The following is a 26,319-nucleotide window of genomic DNA, read 5'->3' as shown; positions in this document are numbered from 1 at the left end:
GGTGCGGACGGCCGCAGTATCGCGTGACGGAAGTGGTCTACGCCATGGGGTGTGGCTCAAGTGGGCGGGATACGAGCCACCGCCTCCCGCAGCGCCCCGACGAACGCCTCCACGGCCGGCGTCGGTGCGCGCCCCCGCGCCGTCGCCGCGTACACCGCCCGGGCCGGAGCCCCCTCGTCGAGAACGGGCAGCAGCGCGATGTCCGGGCGTACGGACTCGGCGGCGAGGGCGGGGACCAGGGTGACTCCGAGTCCTGCGGCGACGTACCCCTGCTTGGCGGTCCACTCCCCGACGACGTGCGTCACGCGCGGGCGGAACCCCTGGCGCAGGGCCGCGTCCAGGAGGGTGCCCTCGGGGCGGGAGCTGCCGGAGATCCAGTCGGCGTCGGCGAGTCGGCCGAGCCGTACCGGGCCCTCGTGGGCGGCCAGCGGGTGGTCGGCCGGGACGGCGACGTACAGCGACTCGTCGAGGAGGTGGTGGAGTTCGTACGACTCCAAGGGCGCCCGCCCGGTCGTCGAGACGACCGCCAGGTCCAGATGGCCCGCGGCCAGCCGGTCCAGGAGGCCGGGCGTGAGGCCCTCCTCACGGGAGAGCCGGACCCGGGGGTGGCGGGCGCGGAACGCGGCCAGCGCGTGCGGCACCAGCGCCGCGTCGGCCGTCGCGAACGCCCCGAACCGCAGCCGCCCGCCCGCCCGCCACTTCACGCAGGGCCGCCAGCTCGCGCGCGGCGCCGTGCAGCGTCTCGGCGACCGTCTCCGCGTGCGGGACGAGCACCCGGCCGGCCTCCGTGAGCCGTACGCCGCGCGGCAGCCGGTCGAAGAGCGGGGCCCCGCCGAGCGCCGCCTCCAACGAGGAGATCTGCCGTGACACCGCCGACTGCGTCCACCCGAGCGCCCGCGCGGCCACGGTGAACGAACCATGCCGGGCGACCACCAGGAACACCCGCAGCCAGACGGTGGAGAGGTCCGGTACCGGTACACCTGCTGCGGGATGCTGTTTCGGCATGGCAGCCATGCTAGACATTCGCTTGTCGCATCGCGTGGGGCGGCCTAGCGTCGACGGCATGCCGCAGACCGATCAGACAGGGCACACCGATCAGACGGAGCACACCGATCAGATCGCATTCCTGGGCCTGGGACACATGGGTGCCCCCATGGCCCGCCGACTCCTCGCCGCAGGACACCCGTTGACCGTCTGGAACCGCACCGCCGCCAAGGCCGCACCGCTGGTCGCCGAGGGAGCCGTGCTCGCCGCGTCGCCGGCTGACGCCGTGCGGGAGGCCGACGTGGTGATCACGATGCTCGCCGACCCGGCCGCGCTCGACGCGATCGCCGACGAGGTCGTGCCCGCACTGCGCCCCGGCACCCGCTGGATCGAGATGTCGACCGTCGGCCCGGACGCCGTACGCGAACTCGCCGTCAGGGCGGGAGAGTCGGTCACCCTGGTCGACGCCCCCGTCATGGGAAGCACCGACCGGGCCGCAGCCGGTGAGCTCGGCATCCTCGCCGGCGGCGACACGACCGGCGTCGAGCACGTCCTGGCTCGCCTCGGCACCGTCACCCGCACCGGCGGCCCCGGCTCCGCCGCCGCCCTCAAGCTCGTCCTCAACTCGGCCGTCATCGGCGGCGTAGCCCTGGTCGCCGAGGCGCTGCGGCTGGCCGACGCCCTGGGCGTGGACGGCGACACCGCGCGCACCGCCCTCGCGAACAGTCCGCTGGGCGGAGCCGTCGCCCGCGCCTTTGCGGAAGGCGTGCACTTCGGTACCGCCCTCGCGGTCAAGGACCTGGCGCTGGCGACGAAGGCGGCCGAACTGCCCGTCATGGAAGCCGCGTTGGACCACTACCGCCGGGCCGCCGCCGACCCCGCCCTCGCGGACGCGGACCTCTCCCGTGCCGCCACCCGCATCCGAACCGTCTGAAGGAGCCCCGTGAAGGTCACCCTGGACAACCCGGCAGGCGCCCCTCAACCCGCCGGCCCCTACTACTCCCAGGTCGCCCGCGTCGAACACCCCGACGGCAGCGCCCTGTTGTTCGTCTCCGGCCAGATCGCGGAAGGAGCCACCCTCGCCGAGCAGACACGCGGCATCTTCGAGGGGCTCGACGCCCTGCTCCGCGCCCACGGTGCGACCCTGGCCGACGTCATCAACATCCGGTCGTACCTGACCGACATCGGCGAGCTGCAGGAATACGGCTCCGTACGGCGGGAGTTCCTCACCGGGACGCCGCCGACGAGCATGACCTTCGAGGCGTCGCGGCTGTTCCGGCCCGAGGCGCGGATCGAGATCGAGGTCGTCGCCGCCGTGCCCGCCCCGGAGTGATCCCTTCCGGGCGATACTGCCGCCCATGAAGGCAATCAAGGCAGCGAACCTCGGCGTTCTGTTCCTCATCGAACTCGGCGCCCTCGCGGCCGTCTCCTACTGGGGCTTCACCCGGGACGTGGCGACGGCGCTCGCCTGGCTGCTCGGCCTCGGCGCCCCGACCGTACTGATCGTGCTGTGGGCGCTGTTCGGCTCCCAGAAGGCGTCGTACAAGACGCGCGGAGCGGTCCGTGTCGGCTTCGAACTGCTCTGGTTCGGGGCCGGCATGGCCGCGCTGTTCGCCGCCGGAGCCATGGCCTGGGCGCTCGCCTTCGCCGCGGTGTGTGCGGTGAGCAAGACGCTCGCCGTCATCTGGCGCCAGTAGCAGGGGAATTCAGACTTCCTCCCCGAGCAGCGCCAGGAAATCCCGAAACGCCCCCGGCATGTCCACCGACTCCGGGTCCAGCAGCCACTGGTACTGCAGACCGTCCATCACGGCCACCAGCAGCGGAGCCGTCCGCTCCGGCGTCAGCCCGTTCGGCAACCGCTCCCCGTACTCCGCACGCAGCACCGCCGCCATGCTCTCCCGCACCTGCCGGTACCGGTCGGTGAAGTACGCCCGCGCCGGATGCCCCTCCGTCACGCTCTCGCCCAGCAGCGCCGAGAAGGTCTGGATGATGCCGGGCCGCATGGCGTTGTACTCGACCAGCGAGGCCAGCAGATCCACCCGCCACTGCGTGGCCGGTACGGCATCCCACTGGTCCCGGTCCTTCAGGACGGCGACCAGCAGCGCGTCCTTGGTCGGGAAGTAGTGCAGCAGCCCCTGCTGGGTGAGCCCGACGCGCTCCGCGACCGCGGCCAGGGACGCGCCCCGGTACCCGCGCTCGGCGATCACCTCCAGCGCCGCCCGCACGATCTCCGCGCGCCGTTCCTCGCTCCTGACCCTGGCGTTCATGGCGTCACGGTACGACATCCCCGTACAGTCAACATTACGGCACGATAACGAAACCTACCGCGTTACAGGTAGCGGGTGCACGATGGCCCCCGGGACGACATGACTCGACGAGGAGGCCCCGATGGCGGGAACCACTGACACCTCTCCGGCCGACCAGGCGCGCGAGGCCGCCGTCGAGGCGGCGCTGGGCAAGCTGGACCTGGACGCGAAGGCCCGGCTGCTGTCCGGGCAGGACGTGTGGTCGCTGCCCGCGCTGCCCGAGATCGGGCTTAAGTCTCTCGTCATGTCCGACGGCCCGATCGGGGTGCGGGGCGTGCGCTGGACCGCCGACGACCCCTCCATCGCCCTGCCCTCCCCGACCGCCCTCGCCGCCACTTGGGACCCGGGACTGGCCCGTCGCGCCGGCGCGCTGCTCGCCCAGGAGGCCCGGCGCAAGGGCGTGCACGTGCTGCTCGCGCCGACCGTCAATCTCCACCGGTCCCCGCTCGGCGGGCGGCACTTCGAGGCCTACAGCGAGGACCCGTATCTGACGGGACGCATCGGCGCCGGCTATGTGAGCGGCGTCCAGTCCGGCGGCGTCGGCACCACCGTCAAGCACTTCGTCGCCAACGACGCCGAGACCGACCGCTTCACCGTCAACAACCTGGTGAGCGAGCGGGCCCTGCGCGAGCTGTACCTCGCGCCCTTCGAGATCATCGTCGCCGAGGCCCGCCCCTGGGGCGTCATGACCGCCTACAACACGGTCAACGGGACGACGATGACCGAACACGCCCGTCTCGTGAACGGCGTGCTGCGCGGCGAGTGGGGCTTCGACGGCTACAACGTCTCCGACTGGATGGCCGCCCGCTCGACGGTCGCCGCCATCAAGGGCGGCCTGGACGTGGCCATGCCCGGCCCGCAGACCGTCTACGGTCCCGCGCTCGCCCAGGCAGTGCGGGACGGCGAGGTCGAGGAGGCCACGGTCGACGCGGCCGTCCGCAACGTCCTGCGGCTCGCCGCCCGGGTCGGCGCCCTGGAGTCCGCCGAGCCCGCCGTGACCGAACTGCCCGAGACCGTGGACGGCGAGACGCTGGCCCGCGAGATCGCCCGCCGCTCCTTCGTTCTGGTCCGCAACGAGAACGACGCCCTCCCGCTCAGGCCCGGAACCGTCGCACTCATCGGCGCCGCCGCCCGCGACGCCCGTGTCCTGGGCGGTGGTTCGGCCACCGTCTTCCCGGACCGGATCGTCTCCCCGCTCGACGGCCTCACCGCCGCCCTCCCCGAGGGCAGCCTCAGCTACGCCGTCGGCGCCGACCCGAACACCGAACTGGCCGTCGCCGACAAGGGCTTCGAGCTGCGCGCGGTGTGCCGGGACGCGGACGGCGAGGTCATCGGCACCCGCGGCGCCCCCAACGGCCAGATCCAGTGGATGGGCACCGACCTCCCCGAGGGCGTCACCCACGAGAACCTCCACACCGTCGAGCTGACCGGCACGTTCACCCCGCGCGAGACCGGCCTCCACACCTTCGGCGTCAAGGGCACCGGCCCCTTCACCCTCACCGTCGACGGCACCCCGTACTACGACGACGTCCAGCGCCCCGCCGACGACAGCGACCCCTTCGAGGCGTTCTTCGGCGCGCCCGTGCCCCGCGCCGAGGTCGAACTGACCGCGGGTGAACCTGTCGACGTCTCCCTCCACCACGTGATCGCACTCCCCGAGGGGACGCCCTTCAAGGTCGTCGCCTTCGCGCTCGCCCACCAGGAGCCGCAGCGCGACGCCGACGAGCTGATCGCCGAGGCCGTCGAGGCCGCCCGCGCCGCCGACACCGCCGTCGTCGTGGTCGCCACCACCGACCGCGTCGAGTCGGAGGGCTTCGACCGCAAGGACCTCGCCCTCCCCGGCCGCCAGGACGACCTGGTCCGCGCCGTCGCCGCCGCCAACCCGAACACCGTCGTGATCGTCAACTCCGGCTCCCCGGTCGAGCTCCCGTGGCGGGAGGAGGTCGCCGCGGTCCTGCTCAGCTGGTTCCCCGGCCAGGAGGGCGGCGCGGCCCTCGCCGACGTGCTGACCGGGGCGTACGAGCCGGGCGGCCGCCTGCCCACCACCTGGGGCTCCCTGTCCGACGCCCCGGTCACCCGGGTCGTGCCCGAGGGCGGCGAACTCGCGTACACCGAGGACGTCTTCATCGGCTACCGGGCCTGGGAGAAGCAGGGCCGCACCCCCACGTACCCCTTCGGCCACGGCCTCGGCTACACCGACTGGACCTATGAGTCCGTCGAGGTCGACGGCACCACCGCCACGATCCGCGTCCGCAACTCCGGCGAGCGCGCGGGCCGGGAGGTCGTACAGGTCTACCTGGCGCCGACCGAGCCCGGCCCCGACCGCCCGGCACGCCGGCTGGCGGGCTTCGCGGGCGTCGAGGCGGGCCCCGGCGAGACGGTGGAAGCAGTCATCGAGGTCCCCCGCCGCGCCTTCGAGGTCTGGGACGAGGCAACGAACTCATGGCCATTTGTGAAGGGTTCGTACGAGATCCAGGTGAGCCGCTCGATCACCGACCGCCGCCTCACCGCGACGATTAACGTCTGATCCGGGACAAGTCTCCCCACGAACAGCCCCGGCCCGGGACCTGACCCCTGGGCCGGGGTCGTACGTTCTGCCGCGGCTAGCGGGTGGCGAAGCCGTACACCGTCTCCGACCTGAACACCCCGCCCGGACGCAGCACCGTACTCGGGAACTCCGGGCGGTTCGGCGAGTCGGGGAAGTGCTGGGTCTCCAGCGCGATGCCGTCGCCGGGGGCGAAGGGGGCGGACAGGTGGTCCGCCGTGTACAGCTGGAGGCCCGGCTCGGTGGTGGCCACGGTCAGGACCCGGCCGGACGCGGGGTCGTGGAGCTCGGCGACCTCACGGGCGGTCTCGGTCACTCCGCCGTCGAGCACGAAGTTGTGGTCGTATCCGGCGCCGACCTTCCGCGCCTGACGGAAGTCGAAGCGCGTGCCCGTCACGTCGGCGAGCTCGCCGGTCGGGATCAGGTCGGCGTCGACCGGGGTGTAGCGGGAGGCGGCGAGCCGCAGTTCGTGGCCGCCCGCACTGCCCGAGCCGCCGAGGTCGAAGTAGCTGTGGTTCGTCAGGTTCACCACGGTCGGCGCGTCCGTCACCGCCTCGTACGCGATGTGCAGCGCGCCGGACTCGTCGAGCGTGTACGTCGCCGAGACCTCCAGCCGCCCCGGGAAGCCCTCCTCACCATGCGCACTGACCCGGCTCAGGCGTACCCCGTACTCCCCGGCCGGCGTCACGTCCCACACCCGCTTGTCGAAGCCGCGCTCGCCGCCGTGCAGGGAGTTGGGCGGCGTGTTCTGCTCGAGCGCGTACGTCACCCCGTCCAGCGGGAAGCGGCCGCCCGCGATCCGGTTGGCGTACCGGCCGATGAGCGCGCCGAAGTACGGCTCCGGGTGCGTGAGATAGCCGTCCAGGTCCGCGAACCCCAGCACCACGTTCCCGGCCCGCCCGTCCCGGTCCGGGATCTCCAGCGACTGCACGATCCCGCCGTACGACAGGATCCGGAACCGCACGCCGGCCCGCTCCAGGGTCCAGCGGTGAACCGGGGTGCCGTCGGAAAGTGTGCCGAAGAGTTCGTTCATGTGCGGAACTTTAGGTCACGGCCCTGTGGCCCCGGATCACAGCTCCTCACGCCTTCTTCCCCGTGACCTTCCGGTAGGCGATCTCCGCCAGCCGCGCCTGCCCGTTCACACTGGGATGGAACCAGTCCCACTGGCTCAACTGGGCCGTGCCGAACCGGTAGTCGTACACCGCGCCCCCGTCGAACCGGCACCGCCGGTCCTTCGCGCAGACCTCCCTGAGCACCGTGTTGTACGCCTCCACCCGCTTCTGCACGGTGTCCCGCCGCAGCGTCGCCGCCGAGTCCAGCGCGTCCGCGTCGCCCAGCATGGAAGGGCAGATGCCGAGCTTCCACACCTGCTTGCCCAGCGGGTTGGTGCGGCCCTCCGACCACAGCCGCTTCAGGTTCGGCACGCTCGCCACGTACACCTGCGTCTTCGGCAGCGACCTGCGCAAGGTGCCCAGCGCGTCCTCGAAGTCCGCGCGGAAGCTCTCCACCGAGGTCATGGCGGCGGTGCTGGCCCGGCAGGCGTCGTTCGCCCCCGCCATCACCGTCACCAACTGCGGCCTGCGGGTCACCGCCTGCGCCATCTGGCCCGGCAGGTCCGCCATGCGCGCCCCGGTCACCGCGTAGTTCCAGCTGCGCTCGGCGGCCTGCGCCTTCCCCAGCAGCCGTACGGCGAGGCTGTCGACCTTGGCGCTGCTGCCGGTCGCCCAGGACACCTCCGGGCAGTCCGACAGGACCGTGCAGGCGTCGAAGCCGCGCGTGATGGAGTCGCCGACCGCCGCGATCGAACGGGGGCTCACGTCCCACGCCGGCGCGGGCTTCGCGCTGTGCGCCTTGGCGCCCGTCGGCCCGGCGGAGTTGCCACCGACGGCGTCGCAGCCGGCGACACCCAGGACGGCCGCCGCCACGGCGGCGAGAACGGTCCGTGAACGGTGGCTTGGCTTCCGCATACGCCGGTTATCCCCTCGCTGAGTCCGTCTACGTACGGATGTGTCACCCCATAACAACGCGCGAGAGTTCCCGATCCACGCACCATGCAACGGTTCACACCCGTACAAGCGTCCTGCCGGGTGAATGGCGGACGTTTCAGCGCCTCGGGACCGACGGTACGTCACACTCCTTGCGCCGCCGCACGGTAGCCTCGCCATCAACGTGGCCGCCCGGCCACGGCCGTCCGCCAGTTCGCCAGATTGTCCTGCTCTGCCCGGAGGTCCCGGTGACGACACGTGGGGTTCTGTACGTGCACTCCGCGCCGCGCGCGCTGTGCCCGCACGTCGAGTGGGCCGTCGCCGGGGTGCTCGGCACACGCGTCAACCTCGACTGGATCCGGCAGCCCGCCGCACCCGGCACCTGGCGCTCGGAGTTCTCCTGGCAGGGCGAGGTCGGCACGGCGTCCAAGCTCGCCTCGGCGCTGCGCGGCTGGCACCTCCTGCGCTTCGAGGTCACCGCCGAGCCCTGCCCCACCGCGGAGGGCGAACGCTACAGCTGCACCCCCGACCTCGGCATCTTCCACGCCGTCACCGGCATCCACGGCGACATCCTCATCCCCGAGGACCGCCTCCGCGCCGCCCTGGCCCGCTCACAGCAGGGCGAGACGGAACTGGAGTCCGAGATCACCAAACTCCTCGGCAAGCCCTGGGACGACGAGTTGGAGCCGTTCCGGTATGCGGGAGAGGGAGCCCCGGTGCGCTGGCTGCATCAGGTCGTGTGAGCCGCGCTGCTTTTGGCTTTCAGGGGCGCGGGGCTGTATCGATATGCGGCTCCGCCGCGTGGGCGCGACCAGCCCCCACAAACCCGCAGACGACGAACGACGTGTGGCCCGCTCCCCACCCGGGGTGCGGGCCACACGTCGTTCACAGCAATTCTCAGACCGTGCGGAACGCAAGAACCACGTTGTGCCCACCGAACCCGAAGGAGTCGTTGAGGGCCGCAATACGGCCCTCAACGGGCAGCTTGCGGGCCTCCCCGCGGACGATGTCCGCCGCCGCCTCCGCCTCAGGGTCGAGGTTCTCGACATTGATGGTCGGCGGAGCAACGCGGTGGTACAGGGCAAGGATCGTCGCGACGGACTCGACACCGCCCGCACCACCCAGCAGATGACCGGTCATCGACTTGGTCGCGGAGACCGCCATGTGGTCCGCGTCGTCGCCGAACACCTTCCGCAGCGCCTTGAGCTCGGCCACGTCACCGGCCGGCGTCGAGGTGGCGTGCGCGTTGACGTGCACGATCTCCGCCGGGTCCAGGTCGGTGCGCTCCAGCAGGTTCTGCAGGGCGTGCGAGATGCCGCGGCCCTCGGGCTCCGGCTGCACGATGTCGTGGCTGTCGGCGGAGATGCCCTGGCCGACCGCCTCCGCGTACACGCGGGCACCGCGCTTGGCGGCGTGCTCGGCGGACTCCAGGACGAGGACGCCGGCGCCCTCGCCGAGGACGAAGCCGTCACGGGCGACGTCGTAGGGACGCGAGGCGCCCTGCGGGTCGTCGTTGTTCTTGGACATCGCCATCATGTTGCCGAACGCGGCGATGGGGAGCGGGTGGATGGCCGCCTCCGTGCCACCCGCGACGACGACGTCGGCGCGGCCTGTGCGGATCATCTCGATGGCGTAGCCGATGGCCTCGGCGCCCGACGCGCAGGCGGAGACCGGGGTGTGCACGCCCGCACGGGCGCCCACGAGGAGACCCACGTTGGCGGAGGGGCTGTTCGGCATCAGCATGGGGACGGTGTGCGGGGAGACGCGGCGTACGCCCTTCTCCTTGAGCACGTCGTACTGGTCGAGCAGGGTTGTCACCCCGCCGATGCCGGAGGCGATGACGGCGCCGAGACGGTCCGGGTCGATGCTCGCATCGTCACCGGCCTTCTCGGTGAAACCGGCGTCCGCCCAGGCCTCCTTGGCCGCGATCAGCGCGAACTGCGCCGAGCGGTCCAGGCGGCGGGCCTGCGGCCGTGGGATGACCTCGGTGGGCTCCACGGCGACCGGTGCGGCGATACGGACCGCCTGCTCGGCGGCCCACTCCTGCTCCAGGGGCTTCACGCCGGACTTGCCGGCGATCAGGCCCTCCCAGGTAGAGGCTGCGTCGCCACCCAGCGGTGTGGTTGCGCCGATACCGGTGACGACCACGGTGCGATTGGTCGGGCTCACGGGAATTCTTTCTCCAACGGATCGGGATTCAGCGGCGCCACCGCCGGGTGGCGGGGCAATGCAGCCGGGCCTAGAAGGCTCAGGCCTGGTGCTTGAGGATGTAGTTGGTCGCGTCGCCGACCGTCTTGAGGTTCTTGACATCCTCGTCCGGGATCTTGACGTCGAAGCGCTCTTCGGCGGCGACGACGACCTCGACCATGGACAGCGAGTCGACGTCCAGGTCGTCGGTGAAGGACTTGTCCAGCTGGACGTCCTCAACCGGGATGCCGGCGATCTCGTTCACGATGTCGGCGAGACCGGCGACGATCTCTTCCTGAGTGGCGGCCATGTCAGGCGCTCCTTCGTAGTAATCCAGAGGGTGTGGCGCCCGCCGCGTCAGCGGCAGGTGTTGCAGTGCTTTCCGCACCGGATCCGATGATGATCCGGCACGGAGTGCCTAGGGGAGGGTAACGACCGTCGCGGCGTACACGAGACCCGCCCCGAAGCCGATGACGAGCGCGGTGTCGCCGCTCTTCGCCTCACCGGTCGCCAGAAGCCGCTCCATGGCGAGCGGAATCGAGGCGGCCGAGGTGTTGCCGGTGGTGCGTACGTCACGCGCGACCGTGACGTGCTCCGGCAGTTTCAGCGTCTTCACCATCGAGTCGATGATCCGCTCGTTGGCCTGGTGGGGAATGAAGACGTCCAGGTCGTCCGGGGTGATCCCGGCCGCGTCCAGCGCCTGCTGGGCGACCTTCGCCATCTCGAACACGGCCCAGCGGAACACCGCCTGGCCCTCCTGCGTGATCGCAGGGAACTTGGCGACCGAGCCTTCGCGGTAGTCCGTCCACGGCACGGTCTGCTTGATCGTCTCGGACTTGTCGCCCTCGGAGCCCCACACGGTCGGGCCGATCGCCGGCTCCGGGGAGGGTCCGACCACGACCGCGCCCGCGCCGTCGCCGAACAGGAAGGCCGTCGCGCGGTCCTCCAGGTCGGTGAGGTCGGACAGCCGCTCCACGCCGATGACGAGGACGTACTCCGCGCTGCCCTCGACGATCATGCCCTTGGCGAGCGTGAGGCCGTAGCCGAAGCCCGCGCAGCCCGCGGAGATGTCGAACGCGGCGGCCTTGTTGGTGCCGAGTTTGTCGGCGATCTCCGTTGCGACGGCGGGAGTCTGCTTGAAGTGCGAGACGGTCGAGACGATCACGCCGCCGATCTGCTCGGCGGAGATCCCGGCGTCGGCGATCGCCTTGCCGGACGCCTCGATCGACATCGCGGCGACGGTCTCCTCGTCGGAGGCCCAGTGCCGGGTCTCGATGCCGGAGCGCGAACGGATCCACTCGTCGGACGAGTCGATCGTTTCGAGGATCACCTCGTTCGGCACGACCCGGGTCGGGCGGTAGCCGCCCACACCGAGGATGCGCGCGTACGGGGCGCCCTTGCTGGGCTTGATCTTCGACATGTTCGTACGGCTCCTTGGATGTCAGGCGTTGGCGTGCTCAGTGATGAGCTCGCGGGCCGCGTCGAGGTCGTCGGGGGTCTTCAGCGCGAGCGTCTTCACACCCGGCAGCGCGCGCTTGGCCAGGCCCACCAGTGTGCCGCCGGGGGAGACCTCGATGAGGGCGGTCGCGCCGAGCTCCTTGAAGGTCTCCATGCACAGGTCCCAGCGGACCGGGTTGGCGACCTGGCCGACCAGGCGCTGTAGCACCTCGGCGCCGGTCGCGACCGTCTGCCCGTCCTTGTTGGACACGTACGTGAACTTCGGGTCGGCGGGGGCCAGTTCGGCGGCGGCCTTCGCCAGCGCGTCGACGGCGGGCGCCATGTGGTGCGTGTGGAAGGCGCCGGCGACCTTCAGCGGGACGACCTTGCGGACGCCCTCGGGCTTGTCCTCGTTCAGCACGGCGAGCTGCTCCAGCGTGCCCGCGGCGACGATCTGGCCCGCGCCGTTCACGTTCGCCGGGGTCAGACCCAGCCTCTCCAGATGCGCGACCGACACCTCGGGGTCGCCGCCGAGCAGCGCCGACATCCCCGTCTCGGTGATCGCGGCGGCATCGGCCATGGCCAGACCCCGCTTGCGTACGAGGGTGAGCGCGGAGGTGTCGTCGAGGATGCCCGCGAAGGCGGCGGCGGTGATCTCGCCGACGCTGTGGCCCGCGACGGCGCCCGGTGTGACGGCACCGAGTGCCGCGGCGGACAGGAGGCCGGCGGCGACGAGCAGCGGCTGGGCCACGGCGGTGTCGCGGATCTCCTCCGCGTCGGCCTTCGTGCCGTAGTGGGCGAGGTCCAGTCCGATGGCGTCCGACCAGGCGGCGACGCGGTCGGCGGAGCCGGGCAGTTCGAGCCAGGGAGTCAGGAAGCCGGGCGTCTGGGCGCCCTGGCCGGGAGCGACGAGTACGAGCACTCTCACACTCTCTCTTGTGGACGGCCAAGGCCGCCCGTGGGGACAGGGACGAAGAACACGAGGGGGTTTTGTGGACCCCCGACAAAAGGCTAGGCCGGAAGATCTCCATCGGCCAGACGCCCCAGGATCAGCGCGATCCGCAGCGTGAAGGCGGAGCGTACATCGGAAGGCGACCAGCCGGTGACGTCAGTCACACGTCGGAGCCGGTAGCGCACGGTGTTCGGGTGAACGAAGAGCATCCGGGCCGCTCCCTCCAGGCTGCTCGCCTGCTCGAGATAGACGGAGAGCGTCTCCAGAAGCGCCGAGCCGGCCTCCTCCAGCGGTCTGTAGATCTCCTCCACCAGCTGCTCGCGCGCACTGGGGTCACCGGCGATCGCGCGCTCCGGCAGCAGATCGTCCGCCAGCACCGGCCGCGGGGCGTCCTGCCAGGCAGAACACGCCTTCAGCCCGGCTGCCGCGGCCTGCGCGGACCGGGTCGCGGCCAGCAGATCGGCCACCACGGGCCCGGCCACCACGGGCCCGGCCGCATACGGCCCGATCAGCGACTTGGCCACGCCGATCGGGTTGTCGCTGCCACCGGCGATGACGACGAGCCGGTCCCCGAGCACCCCAGTGAGCACCTGCAGCTTGGCGTGCCGGGCGGCCCGCCGGATCGCCTCCACCGTCAGCTCGGAGTCCCCGTCGGGGGCGGTCCCGAGGACGACACACACATGCTCGGGTGCGTTCCACCCCAGGGCGGCGGCCCTGCTGACGGCGCCTTCGTCGGCCTCCCCGCTCAGCACGGCATTGACGACAAGAGACTCCAGCCGCGCGTCCCAGGCACCCCGTGCCTCGGCGGCCTGGGCGTACACCTGGGCGGTGGCGAAGGCGATCTCCCGGGCGTACACGAGCAGCGCCTCGCGCAGCACGTTCTCGTCGCCGGGTGCCGCCACCTCGTCGATGGCGGACTCCATGACCTCGATGGTGGTGCGCACCATCTCCACGGTCTGCCGCAGCGTGATCGCCCTGGTCAGCTCGCGGGGCGCGGTCCCGAACACATCCGTGGAGATGGCCTGCGGGGCGTCAGGATGCCGGAACCACTCGGTGAAGGCGGCGATACCGGCCTGGGCGACCAACCCGATCCAGGAACGGTTCTCCGGGGGCATCGCCCGGTACCACGGCAGCGTCTCGTCCATGCGTGCGATGGCCTGCGCGGCGAGAGAACCGGAGGACTTCTCCAGTCGCTTCAGGGTCGCGGCATGCTGGTGGACGCCGGGCGCGGCGGCTTCGGGCTTGCTCGTTTCGGGTTCGGGCACGGGGACAAGACTGCCTTATCCGGACGGGAGTGTGCGTCGCCGGGTGCAGGCTGAGGGCTACCGTGGAGTTCGTGATGGACGTACGGCGCGCTGCGGAGCGCTATCCAGGCGGCGACCCGGCAGCCGGCATCGAGTCGTGGCACGCCTTCTCCTTCGGCCCGCACTACGACCCGGAAAACCTCCGCTTCGGTGCGGTGATCGCCTGCAACGAGGAGCGTCTCGCTCCCGGCGCCGGCTTCGACGAACACCCGCACAGCCACACCGAGATCGTGACGTGGGTGGTCGAGGGTGAGCTGACCCACCGCGACTCCGCCGGCCACGAGACGACGGTCCGCCCCGGCGACGTCCAGCGGCTGAGCTCGGCGGCGGGCGTACGGCACGTGGAGCGCAACGACGGCGACCGGCCCCTGACCTTCGTCCAGATGTGGCTGGCCCCCCGCGAGCCCGGCGGCGCCCCCGCATACGAGATCGTCCACGGCATCGCCGACTCGACGCCGTACGCGGTCCCGGAGGCGGGCGCGATGCTCCACGTACGGCGCCTGGGCGCGGGGGAGCGCACGGCGGTCCCGGACGGCCGCCATGTCTACGTCCACGTCGTACGCGGTGAACTACGCCTGGAGGGCGAGGAGTTGGGGCCGGGCGACGCGGCGCGTGTCACCGACGCCAAGGACCTGGAGACAACGGCCCTGACCGATGCGGAGCTGCTGGTCTGGGAGATGACGGACAGGGCCTAGGCCGCCCTCTCAGGCCTCGGGGCGGGTCAGGCGCTCCAGTTGGGCGGCCAGAGCCTCGCGGCCCGTGTTCTCCGCGCCCTTGCGCAGCTGCCACAGGTCGGGCACGTCCAGCTCCAGCTGCCGGGCCAGCCGGTCCGCGAGGGCCTCGGCCGCCGCGCGGTCGATGCGTCGCACGGCGCCGAGACGCAGGTCCAGCCGCTCCAGGAGCGCAAGCTTGCGCAGGTTCTCGCTCGAGCACCACACGTGGAAGAAACTGGAGCCGCGCACGGTGTAGGAACCGACCCGGGTGAGCGGGACGCCGTCGTCGCCGAACGCCGACGGCGGGAGCTCCACCGAGTACGTGCCGTCGGAGCGGCGCTGCGCACTGTGGGTGCCCAGTCCGTTGTCCTCCAGCCACTTCTCCGCGGCTCTGCGGCCCGCCTCGCCGCGCTCCGCCTCCCGCTCCTCGGTCTCGATCGCGGTGAACACATGCTCGGCCCGCTCGCAGACGGCCGTGAGGTCCTGGTCGGGTTCGGCGCCCGCCTGGCCGTAGACGAGGAGCCCCGGGCGGCCGTTCGCCCGCAGCCCGCGCACCACCTGGACCGGCAGGAACACCAGCTCCTCGCCGCCCAGGTTCTGTACGTCATCGAGCGCGGCAGGCAGATTGAGCCGGTCGCGCTCCTTGCCGCCGGTGTTCCGGGTGAGCCGGTCCAGCGCCCGGTCGTCGAAGCCGGACGTGGGGTACACCGGCGTGAAGCGCGGGTACTGCCTGCCGTTCACGGCCTGATGCAGAGCGTCGCCCGACAGCATGGTGACCGTGCGTTCGTCGTAGTGGGTCCGGGCCAGCGGGGCGCAGGTGAGGGCCTCGAAGTAGAGCTTGCGACGGTCCTCGCGGGTGACGACGTAGCGCCGGTCGTCCTGGACGGAGCGCAGGCCGAGCGGCGTCAGGGCAAGTCTGCCGGCGCGCTCCTCGATGTGGCCGGTGTTGCTCAGGAAGCGGACGGCCTGGGCGACCAGCGGCTCCTCAAGGGCGAAGAACCCGGCCAGCTCGGCGACGGTGTCCAGACCGCCGTGGGCCAGACCGCGCTCCAGGAAGCGGTCGATGAGATGGAAGTCCTCGCCCTCGGTGACCGTGGCCCGGATCTCGACGCGCCACACCGGCAGCAGCAGGGCGTGCAACCTCGTCGGTTTGAGCCCCCGCTCGACGGCGGCATCCTCCAGGACGCGTTCCGGCGGGAACGGCATCAGCCGCCGTCCGTCGTTCATGCTCCGTCTCCTTCCGGCGCCGGCCGTCCCAGCCGTGCCAGCACGTCGCGGTGGGACCGGATGTCGCCGCAGCTCCTGATGTGCTCGTGCAGGCTCTGGGCGAGCGTGCGGAAGTCCGGGTCGTCGGCGCGCAGCAGGGTGCCGAGGTCGCCGACGAGGACGAGCTGGCGCTGGGCCCGGGTGAAGGCGACGTTGGCGCGGCGCAGTTCCTTCAGGAAGCCTATGCGGCCCTCGGCGTTGCTGCGGGTGAAGCCGTAGAGGATCACCTCGCGCTCGCCGCCCTGGAAGGAATCGACCGTGCCGACCGAGGCCGCGGCGCGCTGGGCGTCCCCGATGAGCCGGGTCACCTCGGCCACCACCGCGGTGACCTGAGCGCGGTAGGGCACGATGACCGTCCAGTCGCCGCCGTGCCGGTGGTAGAAGGCCGCGAGCCGCGCGAGCAGCCGCGCCTCGCAGCGATTGAGGACCCCGGTGCGGCCGAAGGACTCCTGGGCCCGCCGGCCCGAGGACTCCTGCCGTTCACGGGCCGGCAGCTCCCCGGTGTCCACGAAGGCGATCGGGCTGTCGAACAGCGGATCGTGGTGGGTGTGGTCCTTCTCGGTGTGCAGCTGGTTGCCGTAGAAGGCCGACGAGACGAAGCCGGCGATCTCGACGGGCATGCGGCGCTGCACGCTCAGCTGGACGACGTGCGAGGACGGCAGCCCGTCGACCAGCCGTTCCAACGCGCTCTTGGCCATCAGTTCGCGCAGCTCGGCCGAGGCGATGCCCTGGCCCCAGTCGGCCACTTCGGTGTCGAGGAACGGCGGAAGCTGCTTGTGGTCGCCGACGAGCACTCCGCGTCGCGCCCGTACGAGAGGTACGAGGGCGTCGGCGATGCCGATCTGGCCCGCCTCGTCGACGATGGCCAGGTCGAAGTCGATGCCGGACAGTTCGGGCCGCGAGGCCGTGCCGATGCAGGTGGCGCCGACGACATGGGCGTAGCGGATGAACTCGGGGACGAGCTGCTCCGGTTCGGCCGCGATGGCGGCCCGCCATTCGGAGGCGAGCTGCTTCCGGGCGGCGAGAACCGGGAGCCGCCGGCCCAACCAGCTGTTCAGCGCCCGCAGTTCGTCGCGCTCCGGGGCCCCGCCCAGTGGGGGCGGGGTGTCCAGGTGGGCGGCGGCGGAGACCGCCTGCCGGGCAGCGTGGCCCGCGCGTCGGAGGCAGTCCGTACGGTCGTCGGCGGTCTGTCTCCTGACCTGTTCGGCACGGCGCACGGCGGGGTCCTCGCGCGTGAGTCGCTCCAGTTCCCGGCGGGCCTCGGCGATGGCGGTGTCGGCGGCGGCGAGCGCGGCACGCAGATCCGCCTCCCGGGTCCGCAGCGCGTCGAGTCGCTCCTGCCGGCGGCGGGCCAGGCCGCGGAACAGCCCGCCGAGCATCCGGCCCCCCGAACGCTCCTGCGCGCGGCGGTACTTGGCGGCCTCCTGCGTGACGGCGTGTGCCACCTGCTCCCGTTCGCCCCGCTCGGTGTCGCGGCGGGAGGCCAGGGCGTCCAGCCGTTCCTGTGCCGGGCCGCCGGCGGCGCGCCGGGCCGCGTCGAGTTCCGCGGCCGCGGCAGCCTCCGCGGCCGACAGTGCGTCGAGCCGATCCAGTTCCTTCGCCAGTTCGTCGGCCCAGGCACGGGCGATGTCGACCTGGGCGAACCGCTCCTCGCGCAGGGCCATGGCGTTTCCGACGACCCCGGCCAGATCGTTGACCTGGCGGTCCAGCAGATAGGCGCGGCCGTCTTCGTGGACCTTGCCCTCGTTGCCCACGCGGACCACCACCAGGTCGTCGGGCAGCTTTGCCAGGACGTTGTCCACCGCGCGGTTGGTGTGCGAGGTGACCAGGACCCGGCCGCTCGCGTCGTCGTCCGTGCCGCCGGCCCGGCCGGTCGCGCAGGCGTGTGCGATCTGGGTGATGGTGCGGGTCTTGCCGGTGCCGGGCGGGCCGAGGACCACCAGCACGTCGTCTGTGGCGAGGGCCTTGCGGAACGCGGTCAGCTGATCGGCGTCCAGCGTCTCGGCCGGCGCGACGGACGCGGGCCGGATCTCGCGCACCCGGTGCTCCACCAGCGCGGGCAGCAGCCGCGGGTTGCGGCTCTCCCCGTGCCTGAGCAGGGTCACCGCCTCCCGCTGCTTGTCGAAGACGACCGAACTCGGCGTCACGGCGAGCTCACCCTGCTGCGGTATGTCCTTCCAGGACACCGGCTGGTCGAAGCGGACGGTGACAAGACCGCCGTCCGCGCGCGTGACCTGGCCGCGCATCTCGGCCTGCCCGCGCACCTCCACGAAGGCACCCTCGTGTGGCGCGTCGGGAACGGCGAGCCGGAACCCGTACACGGCGCGGCGGCTGTGGCGCTGCCCGCCGGTCGCGGCGACCGAGGCGTACGGGTAGGGGCCGTCGCGCCGTTCCTCCCGGGTGGTGATCCGCTGGGTGGCGTCGACGAGTTGTCCGACGGTGTCGAGGAAGGCGGACTGCGCCGGACTCGGCGCCGCCGTCTCCCGGTGCGCGGCGGGCACGGTGCCCAGCCGCTGCCAGGCCCGGCACAACTCGTCCCAGCCGCCATCGGAGCCGTGCGGTATCTCGCGCAGCTCCAGCACGAGCTGCCACTGCGGCGGCCGCACCAGCAGGCAGGACCTGGTGAGTTCGTTGTGGTCACGCAGCCGCACCGGGTCGATGCCGGCCAGGCGGTAGCCGTCCCTGCGGTTTGTCGGATACAGCCGCAGCCGGTAAGCGGCCGTGTGCACCAGCAGGCTGGCGTCGCGTCCGCCGCCGCCCTCCTGGATCCGGGCGGGCACGCCGTTTTTGAGGGCGCTCAGGTCCTGGGCGATCCGCCCCACGGCGGACGGCAGCCCCGGATGCAGGCGCGCCTTGTCGCGCAGTTGTCTCTCCAGGGAGCTGCCGGGCACCAGCACCACGGGGCGCGCCAGGTCGAGGGTGGCGAAGGGCAAGGGATCTCTCACTGCTCCTCTCGGGCCAGGCCGGCGAGACCGTCGCTCAGGATGCGCAGCGCGGCCGTCAGCCCGCGCAGATCGGGACGGACCCGCGGGTCGGGGGAGAGCGCGGCTTCGACGGTCTCGACGGCGGGCACGGGCAGGGGCTCCCCGGCCCTGCGGAGGGCCGACGGCATCCCTGGCACCGGAGGGGCTCCGCTGAGGAGACGGTGGACGAGCGCGCCGATTCGGTAGACGTCCGTGGCCGCGCCCGCCCCGCCCGCCCGGCCGCGGCGGCCGAGCCCCTGCTCCGGGGCCTGGTACGGGCCGGGTGCCTCGCCCGGCACGGGTGCGGTCGCCGCCAGGCCGAGATCGCGCAGCAGCAGCCGACCGTCGTCGTCCAGCACCAGCGCGGTGGGCTGCAGTGCGCGGTGGGTGAGCCCCTTCTCGTGCAGCCGGCTCAGGATCCCGCAGGCGGAGACCAGGCCCCGCAACGCGTGGTGCGAGCGCCAGGCGTCGAGGGGCTCGGAGCCGTCCCCCATCAGCGCGGCGAGGGTCTCGCAGGGTGTGCCGGAGCGCCGGGACAGCGGCCACTCGAGGGCGAGGGTCGCGGTGCCGCCGCGCCGCCCGTAGTGCACCACGTCCCGCCCGCGGCCCAGCCGCCGCAGCAGGCCGTGCTCGTCCGACAGCGCCCGCAGTGCCGCCTCGGCCTGCGGGCCGTCGTACAACGCCAGGACCTGCCGCAGCCATACGAAGCGGGAGGCGCGGCCGGGTGCGGGCAGCACATGGGCGAGCGCCTGCCGCCGTACGACGGAGTGGTCGGACGAGGCGGTCTCGGCCAGCAGGTCGTCGGGGCCGTCGTGCAGCAAGCACTTCTCCCCGTCCACGGCGACGACGGCCCCGCCGCGCCACTCCGCCGTGTCGTGGGGGCCCTCGGCCGGCGGGGAGGCCACCACGACCGCCGGTGTGTGCGGGGGGTCGGCAGGTTCGGGCCGGGTACGGGGCAGCGGCAGCGTGCGCAGGAGGCGGAGGGCCACGGAGGCCGCGTTCCGGGCGGCCACCGGCTGCGAGCCCTTTGCGTCCGTGACCGCTTTGCCGCCGTCCGCGAAGTCGCTGATGCCGCGCACGGCCAGCACCGGTATGTCGTTGAGGTGCGCGGCCTGTGCCATGCCCGCGCTCTCCATGTCGATGGCGACGGCGTCGTTGTAGCTGCGCTCGATCAGCTCGGCGAGAGGGGACGTCCGGGAGTTCAGTACGACGTCCCCCGCGACGAGGGGCTTGAAGTGCACCCGGGGATCCTCGCGCACGGCCCGGCGCACCCGCTGCTCCACGTCGTGCCGTGGCTCCCAGGCGCGCGGGCGGGCGCGGAAGCCGTCGTCGCCCTCCTTGCCGCCGTGGTGCAGATAGACCTTGCTGGCCACCACCACGTCGCCCAGTGCGATGTCCTCGCGCAGGGAGCCGGCGACTCCGACGAAGAACACCGCGGCGGGCTCGAAGAACGCGATCGCCCGCTCGGTGAGCGCCGCCGCGCCCGTGTTGCCGTCGCCGATCTCGACGAGCGCCACCTGCCAGGCCAGCCCCGGCACCCGGCCCACGTCGAAGAGGGTGCCCTGCGGATGCTCGACCTCGCGGACGTGCGACAGATGGCGGCGTACGGCCTGGAACTCGAGCGACAGTGCCGTCAGCACGACGACCGTGGGCGGCACGTGATCCGTTCCCTCCCTCGACAGGCAAATGGCCTTGCACACAAGGGAGTTAACTTTAGCGAGGGAATCGAGTCAGGGGCGAGGGGTACTCAGATCTCCGCCAGCACCGCGTCCGTGAACACCGGCCACACCTCGACCGCCCACGGCCCGAACGCCCGATCGGTGAGGGCGACGCCCGCCACCCCCGCATCCGGGTCGATCCACAGGAACGTACCCGCCTGCCCGAAGTGCCCGAAGGTCCGCGGAGAGGACGAAGAGCCCGTCCAGTGCGGCGACTTGGAGTCGCGGATCTCGAAGCCGAGACCCCAGTCGTTCGGGTTCTGGTGGCCGTACCCGGGCAGCACGCCCTTCGTGCCCGGGTACTGCACCGTCATTGCCTGCGCCACCGTCCGTGGATCGAGCAGCCGCGGCCCCTGCACCTCGGCCGCGAACCGCAGCAGGTCCTCGACCGTCGAAACGCCGTCCTTGGCGGGGGAACCCTCCAGGGACGTGCCGGTCATCCCCAGCGGCTCCAGCACCGCCTGCCGCAGATACTCCCCGAACGGAATGTCCGTCGCCTTGGCGATGTGGTCGCCGAGCTGCTCGAACCCGGCGTTGGAGTACAGCCGCCGCTCCCCGGGCGGCGCGGTCACCCGGTGCTCGTCGAACGCGAGCCCCGAGGTGTGCGCCAGCAGATGGCGGACCGTCGAGCCGGGCGGACCGGCCGGTTCGTCGAGCTCGATCGCGCCCTCCTCGTACGCGACGAGGGCGGCGTACGCGGTGAGCGGCTTGGTGACCGAGGCGAGCGGGAAGCGGTGGCCTGCCGGGCCGTGGGTGCCGAGGACCGTGCCGTCGCCCCGCACCACACCCGCCGCGGCGGTGGGAACCGGCCAGTTTTCGATCAGCGCAAGGCTCTTCAGCGACATGCCGTCGAGCCTAAGCGCTCACAGCCTGAGCTCCAGCAACGGGTCGGGCTTGGGCTTGAAGCCGAGGGAGACATAGAGCGGCTCGGCATCCGGGGAGGCGGTGAGGTGCACGCGTGCGGCGCCGCGCTCCCGGAACCAGTCCAGCAGCGTGTCCATGCACGCGCGCGCGTACCCGCGACGGCGCGCGTCCGGGTCGGTCGCCACGCTGAAGACGTAGCCGACCCTCCCGTGTGGATCTCCCGCCTTCCCGATCCGGTAGTCGACCGTCCCGGCCACCAGCGCCGCCAGCGCGCCCGGTCGCTCCGGATGGTCGACCACGAACGCGGCGAAGTTCCCCTCCGCCTCGCCCAGCCTCTCCCGCAGCCCCGGCAGTGACTGCTCGTGCCAGTCCGTGGCAGGATCCGACCCCGGCAGCGCGTCGATCATCACCTGGCGGAGCCGCAGCACTTCCCGCGCGTCCTCGGGCACGGCCCGGCGTACAAGACTCATGCCCCGCACGCTAGTCAGCGCCACTGCCCCATGTCCCGCCGATTTCTGCTGTGCTTATTTCTTATGGGTTCCGCTTGCTTGGAGTGCACTCGAAGGTCATAGCGTTGAGGTCATGACGGTGATGGAGACCACGCCCACCAGGACCGACAGCTGCGGTGCCCCGCCCCACCCCCATCGGCGCCCCGAAGGCCAGGACAGTTACACGATCAGCGAGGTCGTCGCGTTCACCGGCCTGACCGCGCACACCCTGCGCTGGTACGAGCGCATCGGCCTGATGCCGCACGTGGACCGCTCGCACACGGGCCAGCGCCGCTACAGCAACCGCGACCTCGACTGGCTGGACCTCGTCGGCAAGCTCCGGCTGACCGGGATGCCGGTCGCCGACATGGTGCGGTACGCGGAGCTGGTGCGCGAGGGCGACCACACGTTCGGCGAGCGCTTCGAGCTGCTCGAGCAGACCCGCCGGGACGTGCTGGCCCGGATCGCCGAGCTGCAGGACACCCTCGCGGTGCTCGACCGGAAGATCAGTTTTTACGCGGACGCCGACCGCGCCCGTGCCTACGAGGCGGAGAAGGTGTGATGACGGACAGCAGGATCCCGACCGTACGACTCGGCGCCGACGGCCCCGAGGTCGGCGTACAGGGCCTCGGCTGCATGGGCATGAGCTGGGCGTACGGCCCCTCCGACGCGGAGGAGTCGCGGGCCACCCTGGAGCGGGCACTGGAGCTGGGCGTCACGCTGTACGACACGGCGGAGGGCTACGGCGACGGCGACAACGAGCGCTTCCTGTCGCCGTTCTTCAAGGCGCACCGGGACGAGGTCGTCATCGCGACCAAGTTCGGCGTTCGCGTCCCGGCGGGCGACCGCACCAAGCGGGTCATCCGCGGCGACGCCCCGTACGTCCGCCAGGCCGTCGAGGGCAGCCTGCGCCGCCTCGACGTCGACGTCATCGACCTCTATTACATGCACCGGCGCGATGTGAACGTCCCGATCGAGGAGACCGTCGGCGCCATGGCCGAGCTGGTCCGCGAGGGCAAGGTCAAGCACCTCGGGCTCAGCGAGGTCACCGCCGACGAACTGCGCGCCGCGCAGGCCGTGCACCCGATCGCCGCCGTGCAGTCGGAGTGGTCCCTGTTCAGCCGGGACATCGAGGCCAACGTGGTGCCGGCCGCCCGCGAACTGGGGGTGGCCCTGGTCCCCTACTCCCCACTGGGCCGCGGCTTCCTCGCCGGCTCCTTCTCCAACGCACAGAAGGACCTGACCGACGGCGACGTCCGCCGCACGATGCCCCGCTTCCAGGGCAACAACGCGGCCACCAACGCGACCCTCCTCGACCCCATCCGCACAGTGGCCGAGGCCCACGACGCCTCCCCGGCCCAGATCGCCCTGGCCTGGGTCCAGCAGCGGGCGGATGTGCATGGTCTGGCGGTCGCCCAGATCCCGGGCACAACCAAGGTCAGGAGGGTGGAGGAGAACGCAGCGGCAACAGCCATTGTCCTGACGGAGGAGCAACTGGCTGCACTGGAGCCGATCGCGTCAAAGGTGGCGGGAACGCGTTACCCGGACATGTCCTTCGCCTCCGCAGGCAGGGAGTAACCCTTTCAACGGGGGACGCGAGAAGCGCCCCAAAGGGGCGCGGGGAACTGCGCGACAAGCCACAACGATCCCGCACCAGCCAACGGACCGAACCCGGCAGACGCTAAAGCTCCGCCAACAACTCAGCCTTCTTGACGGAGAACTCCTCATCCGTCACCAGGCCTGCCTGATGCAGCTCTCCCAGATGACGAATGCGCTCGGCAATGTCGGCCGGATCGCGCCTCGGCGCACCGGCCGACACAGAGGCCGCCGGCCCGGCATCCCGCACCGCAGCCAACACCGCCGCAGCAAACGGCAGTGACTCATGCACGGGCCCATACCCCAGCCCGAACACCACAGCCGCCGGATCCTGATCCACCTGCACGGCCTGCGCAGCCTCCTGCGCGGCATCCCGCCGCAACAGCCGCAGATGCCCCTCGAACACCTCCGGCGACCGCCACTCCACGCCGCTCAGCTCACCGACCGGAAAACTCTGGTCCCCGGCCTTCCACTTCGCCGACGACGCCCCGGTCCAGAACCACCGGAAGTGCACGGTCTTCCCGTCGAAGGACGCCTTCGCGTCATACGCCTTGAACTGCCGGGGCGCCTCGGGCGCGGCCACCAGATACCGCTCGGCGGGCTCCCCGCCCGCGGTCAGCAGCGCCCGCAGCTCGTCGGCGTAGTACTCGGCGAGAGCGTCCCGCTCGGCAGGCAGCACCAGCCGGTACGGATCGCACCCTTCCTTGAGCTGCCCCGCCGCCGCCTCCAGCAGAGGATCGGCCCCGGGGCGCACCTCGGCCCGCAGGACGACGGTGCCGCGCTTCCCGGGGGACAGCGTCACCCCGGAGATCGCCTCCAGCGGCACACGACGTTCCCCCAGCGCCTGGAAGAGCTTGGGTGTTCGAATCCCTCGTTCGTAACGGATGAGCACGGAGTCGGACTCGAACTCCCAGGCAGCATGAAATCCGGCCAGTACGTCACCCATGCGGCTCATCGTATGCATGACCCGGTCCTTCGTCTCCACCCCGCGCAGACCGCAGTTTCTGCGCCTCTACGCGCGTCCGGCCGTGGACGCGCCGGACAAACCCTCCCGGCACACGTTCTCCTCACGTGCGCAGTGCACCGACCGGTACGCGCCAACGCCGATCTCCGCAAAGTTCCGCACGCTCTCCGTGCCCGGCTCGAAATAGCCCGCATGCCCCTTCGCGCCCCGCGCCGACAGCACCCGTGCCCCGAACGCGGCCGACACCGGGTCCGCCCCGTGGCCCAGCCCGCCGAGCTCCAGATACGGCACGTCCTGGACCCAGTCCGTGGCGTCCCGCATCGCCCACACCTGGGCGGTGGTGCGCAGGTGGGAGGCGTTCTCCACGCGCATGCCGGGGCTGGCGGCCACCGCTATGTCGGCCACCCGGCGCGGCAGTTCGTGCGCGGCGATGCCGCACACCACGGAGCCGTAGCTGTGGCAGAACAGCGAGACCGGCGCCTTGCCGGGCAGCCCGCGCAGCATCGCGTTCAGCCGCAGCGAGCCCTCCGCCGCGCGCATCGCCGTCGCCGAGTCGATGCCGAGCCCGGCGGGCGCCGTGTAGTCGGCCCAGGCGATCACGGCGGTACGCGTCGTCGGGCTCGCCGCCTGCTCCGCCGCGTACAGCGACTGGGCCATGCCGAGGGCCGCGGAGTACGGGCGATTGGTCTTCTGGAAGGTGAGCAGGTCGGTGTCGACGCCGGGGACGACGACCGACACCCGCTCGGCCCGCTGCAGGTTCCCGATCACCTCGGCGACCCGCCCAGAGCCCTCGGGGTCGAAGGCGAGGATCTGCCGGCCCTCGTGCAGCAGCGACTCGTAGCGGTGCATACGGCGACCGGCGTCGCGCTGTCCGACGGGGGAGAGTCGGCTGTCGTGCATACGCCCGAGCTCGACCTTGCGCTGCTCGGTGAGCGCCACACGGTTGGCGCGGTAGCGCAGCGCGACGGGAGCACCGTTCATGTTGCCGACCGCGAGGGGATAGCGGTGGGCGAGGTGGGTGCGCTCCTGAGCGGTGAGCGAGGCGAAGAAGCGGGCGAGGCGCGCGGGGGACGCGTCGGGGTCCGGCAGATGGTGCCCGTGGATGCGGCCGTGCTCCCAGGAGGAGAGCGAGGCCTGCAGCGGAGTCACTGCGCGATGGCTGCGCAGGGCCGTCCAACCGGTGGTCGCCAGCATCACGAACACGACGGCCAGTGCGAGCAGCGCGCGCCAGACGTTCAGTTGCGGGGAGGTGTCGAAGGAAGTCACTGGGAGGACACACTAGGAGAACGAGAGGGTCTCGCGTGAGCTGAGTGACGGGTATCACGTTTCGATAAACGTGGCGATGACCTCAGTGTCTGTCAATGTCCTCGCGATGTGCCTCAGCGTGTTCGCCAGCTCTCCGTGAGTGCGGGGCCCACCTGTTCGAGGTACGAAATCGTCAAGGCGCGCATCGCCTCGACGCTGAAGTCCTCGCCGGTGGACCACTGGCGTTCCGTCACCCGCATCACCCCGCCGAAGACCGCCACGGCAAGGCGCGGCCGCGGGTCCGCGTCCACGTCCAGGCCCTCCCGCCCGGCGAGCACCCGCGCGATCGTGTCCTCCGTCTCCTCGTTGCGCCGCAGATGTGCGGCGAGCAGGACGGGCGTCGACTCGATCACCCGGTACATACGCAGATACAGCTCGACCGGTACGACGGCCTCGATGACCTCGTGCAGCGTGTCCCAGCCCTCCAGGACCGCCTGGCGCAGGGCCTGCATCGGCGCCTCGTCCGCCGGCCGTTCGCGTACGGCCTCGACGAACCGCGCCACCGCCAGCTCCTGCAGGGCGAGCGCGGCCTCCTCCTTGCCGGCGAAGTAGCGGAAGAAGGTGCGCTGCGAGACGTCGACGGCCTCGGCGATGTCATCGACGGTCGTCGCCTCGTACCCGCGCGTGGTGAACAGTTCGACGGCGGTCCGCAGCAGCGCGTCCCGGGTGCGCTGTTTCTTGCGTTCGCGGAGTGTTTCCATATGCGTCAGTTACTGACTTGTGAATTGGTTTGTCAATTGTC

The 26,319-nt window shown here is 71.7% G+C and carries 24 protein-coding genes and 1 pseudogene; 8 read left to right on the top strand and 17 right to left on the bottom strand.

The features are described 5' to 3' along the window. Positions 1 to 56 precede the first annotated feature (56 nt). Positions 57 to 1,014: pseudogene (locus tag EDD92_RS52115) on the bottom strand (LysR family transcriptional regulator). A gap of 49 nt (positions 1,015 to 1,063) precedes the next feature. Between EDD92_RS52115 and EDD92_RS15520 the strand changes: the two are divergent. The 3 genes from EDD92_RS15520 to EDD92_RS15510 are packed head-to-tail and all read left to right on the top strand — an operon-like array spanning position 1,064 to position 2,681. Further along, on the top strand, positions 1,064 to 1,918 hold the full coding sequence (locus EDD92_RS15520; RefSeq protein WP_123964864.1) for an NAD(P)-dependent oxidoreductase: 855 nt from the start codon (positions 1,064 to 1,066) through the stop codon (positions 1,916 to 1,918). 9 nt (positions 1,919 to 1,927) lie between these two features. Beyond that, a complete protein-coding gene (locus EDD92_RS15515) occupies positions 1,928 to 2,317 on the top strand; it encodes a RidA family protein (protein ID WP_123964863.1) in 390 nt (129 codons plus the stop codon). Between the two features lie 25 nt (positions 2,318 to 2,342). Continuing rightward, positions 2,343 to 2,681, top strand: a complete 339-nt coding sequence (locus tag EDD92_RS15510) for a YrdB family protein (protein ID WP_123964862.1) — start codon at positions 2,343 to 2,345, stop codon at positions 2,679 to 2,681. Between the two features lie 9 nt (positions 2,682 to 2,690). Here EDD92_RS15510 and EDD92_RS15505 read toward each other — a convergent pair whose 3' ends face one another. Beyond that, the gene (locus EDD92_RS15505) at positions 2,691 to 3,269 is read right to left on the bottom strand and encodes a TetR/AcrR family transcriptional regulator (protein WP_123964861.1); all 579 of its coding nucleotides are present in this window, start codon (positions 3,267 to 3,269) and stop codon (positions 2,691 to 2,693) included. 103 nt (positions 3,270 to 3,372) lie between these two features. Here EDD92_RS15505 and EDD92_RS15500 point away from each other — a divergent pair, with 103 nt between their 5' ends. After that, entirely contained in the window at positions 3,373 to 5,817 is a 2,445-nt protein-coding gene (locus tag EDD92_RS15500; protein WP_123964860.1) for a beta-glucosidase, read from the top strand. A gap of 76 nt (positions 5,818 to 5,893) precedes the next feature. On the opposite strand, the gene EDD92_RS15495 is transcribed toward EDD92_RS15500, so the two are convergent. Beyond that, positions 5,894 to 6,868, bottom strand: coding sequence for an aldose epimerase family protein (locus EDD92_RS15495; protein WP_123964859.1), 975 nt, complete (start codon positions 6,866 to 6,868; stop codon positions 5,894 to 5,896). Positions 6,869 to 6,914: 46 nt separating this feature from the next. Beyond that, on the bottom strand, positions 6,915 to 7,802 hold the full coding sequence (locus tag EDD92_RS15490) for an SGNH/GDSL hydrolase family protein (protein WP_123964858.1): 888 nt from the start codon (positions 7,800 to 7,802) through the stop codon (positions 6,915 to 6,917). A gap of 266 nt (positions 7,803 to 8,068) precedes the next feature. Between EDD92_RS15490 and EDD92_RS15485 the strand changes: the two genes are divergently transcribed. Then, positions 8,069 to 8,563: a DUF3145 domain-containing protein gene (locus EDD92_RS15485; protein ID WP_123964857.1), complete on the top strand. Its 495-nt coding sequence runs from the start codon at positions 8,069 to 8,071 to the stop codon at positions 8,561 to 8,563. A gap of 154 nt (positions 8,564 to 8,717) precedes the next feature. Here the strand turns inward: EDD92_RS15485 and fabF are convergent, their stop codons facing one another. The 5 genes from fabF to fasR all read right to left on the bottom strand — a co-directional run bounded on the left by fabF (position 8,718) and on the right by fasR (position 13,661). Next, the gene (fabF, locus tag EDD92_RS15480) at positions 8,718 to 9,989 is read right to left on the bottom strand and encodes a beta-ketoacyl-ACP synthase II (RefSeq protein ID WP_099928643.1); all 1,272 of its coding nucleotides are present in this window, start codon (positions 9,987 to 9,989) and stop codon (positions 8,718 to 8,720) included. Between the two features lie 79 nt (positions 9,990 to 10,068). Further along, positions 10,069 to 10,317: an acyl carrier protein gene (locus EDD92_RS15475; protein WP_030931809.1), complete on the bottom strand. Its 249-nt coding sequence runs from the start codon at positions 10,315 to 10,317 to the stop codon at positions 10,069 to 10,071. Positions 10,318 to 10,425: 108 nt separating this feature from the next. Continuing rightward, positions 10,426 to 11,427, bottom strand: a complete 1,002-nt coding sequence (locus EDD92_RS15470) for a ketoacyl-ACP synthase III (protein WP_123964856.1) — start codon at positions 11,425 to 11,427, stop codon at positions 10,426 to 10,428. A 21-nt stretch (positions 11,428 to 11,448) separates the two neighbouring features. Continuing rightward, entirely contained in the window at positions 11,449 to 12,366 is a 918-nt protein-coding gene (locus EDD92_RS15465; RefSeq protein ID WP_123964855.1) for an ACP S-malonyltransferase, read from the bottom strand. 89 nt (positions 12,367 to 12,455) lie between these two features. After that, complete coding sequence (gene fasR, locus EDD92_RS15460) at positions 12,456 to 13,661, bottom strand: fatty acid biosynthesis transcriptional regulator FasR (RefSeq protein ID WP_123964854.1); 1,206 nt, start codon at positions 13,659 to 13,661, stop codon at positions 12,456 to 12,458. A 74-nt stretch (positions 13,662 to 13,735) separates the two neighbouring features. Between fasR and EDD92_RS15455 the strand changes: the two genes are divergently transcribed. Beyond that, entirely contained in the window at positions 13,736 to 14,395 is a 660-nt protein-coding gene (locus EDD92_RS15455) for a pirin family protein (RefSeq protein WP_123964853.1), read from the top strand. A gap of 9 nt (positions 14,396 to 14,404) precedes the next feature. Here EDD92_RS15455 and EDD92_RS15450 read toward each other — a convergent pair whose 3' ends face one another. From EDD92_RS15450 to EDD92_RS15430, 5 genes are all read right to left on the bottom strand, one after another. Further along, positions 14,405 to 15,640, bottom strand: a complete 1,236-nt coding sequence (locus EDD92_RS15450; protein ID WP_123964852.1) for a hypothetical protein — start codon at positions 15,638 to 15,640, stop codon at positions 14,405 to 14,407. After that, entirely contained in the window at positions 15,637 to 18,624 is a 2,988-nt protein-coding gene (locus tag EDD92_RS15445; protein ID WP_123964851.1) for a DEAD/DEAH box helicase, read from the bottom strand. Before EDD92_RS15445 ends, EDD92_RS15450 begins: the two co-directional genes overlap by 4 nt. Further along, a complete protein-coding gene (locus EDD92_RS15440; protein WP_185124026.1) occupies positions 18,621 to 20,300 on the bottom strand; it encodes a 5'-methylthioadenosine/S-adenosylhomocysteine nucleosidase in 1,680 nt (559 codons plus the stop codon). The genes EDD92_RS15445 and EDD92_RS15440 overlap by 4 nt, the downstream gene beginning before the upstream one ends. 89 nt (positions 20,301 to 20,389) lie before the next feature. Continuing rightward, on the bottom strand, positions 20,390 to 21,205 hold the full coding sequence (locus EDD92_RS15435) for a serine hydrolase (RefSeq protein ID WP_123964849.1): 816 nt from the start codon (positions 21,203 to 21,205) through the stop codon (positions 20,390 to 20,392). Between the two features lie 18 nt (positions 21,206 to 21,223). Continuing rightward, positions 21,224 to 21,694, bottom strand: coding sequence for a GNAT family N-acetyltransferase (locus tag EDD92_RS15430; RefSeq protein ID WP_123964848.1), 471 nt, complete (start codon positions 21,692 to 21,694; stop codon positions 21,224 to 21,226). A 112-nt stretch (positions 21,695 to 21,806) separates the two neighbouring features. Here EDD92_RS15430 and EDD92_RS15425 point away from each other — a divergent pair, with 112 nt between their 5' ends. Together EDD92_RS15425 and EDD92_RS15420 are read left to right on the top strand one after the other, a co-directional pair. Then, on the top strand, positions 21,807 to 22,274 hold the full coding sequence (locus tag EDD92_RS15425; RefSeq protein WP_030931829.1) for a MerR family transcriptional regulator: 468 nt from the start codon (positions 21,807 to 21,809) through the stop codon (positions 22,272 to 22,274). Further along, a complete protein-coding gene (locus tag EDD92_RS15420) occupies positions 22,274 to 23,290 on the top strand; it encodes an aldo/keto reductase (RefSeq protein ID WP_123964847.1) in 1,017 nt (338 codons plus the stop codon). Before EDD92_RS15425 ends, EDD92_RS15420 begins: the two co-directional genes overlap by 1 nt. Before the next feature lie 103 nt (positions 23,291 to 23,393). Here the strand turns inward: EDD92_RS15420 and EDD92_RS15415 are convergent, their stop codons facing one another. The 3 genes from EDD92_RS15415 to EDD92_RS15405 form a co-directional block, all read right to left on the bottom strand. Continuing rightward, a complete protein-coding gene (locus EDD92_RS15415; RefSeq protein WP_123970405.1) occupies positions 23,394 to 24,263 on the bottom strand; it encodes a DUF4429 domain-containing protein in 870 nt (289 codons plus the stop codon). Between the two features lie 57 nt (positions 24,264 to 24,320). Next, positions 24,321 to 25,538 (bottom strand): alpha/beta hydrolase, encoded by a 1,218-nt coding sequence (locus EDD92_RS15410; protein ID WP_123964846.1) that lies wholly within the window; start codon positions 25,536 to 25,538, stop codon positions 24,321 to 24,323. Positions 25,539 to 25,651: 113 nt separating this feature from the next. Then, positions 25,652 to 26,278: a TetR family transcriptional regulator gene (locus EDD92_RS15405; protein ID WP_123964845.1), complete on the bottom strand. Its 627-nt coding sequence runs from the start codon at positions 26,276 to 26,278 to the stop codon at positions 25,652 to 25,654. Positions 26,279 to 26,319: the final 41 nt, after the last annotated feature.

Source organism: Streptomyces sp. TLI_185 (genome assembly GCF_003814765.1).
Classification (GTDB): Bacteria; Actinomycetota; Actinomycetes; order Streptomycetales; family Streptomycetaceae; genus Streptomyces.
This window is presented reverse-complemented; position numbering and strand designations above follow the sequence as displayed.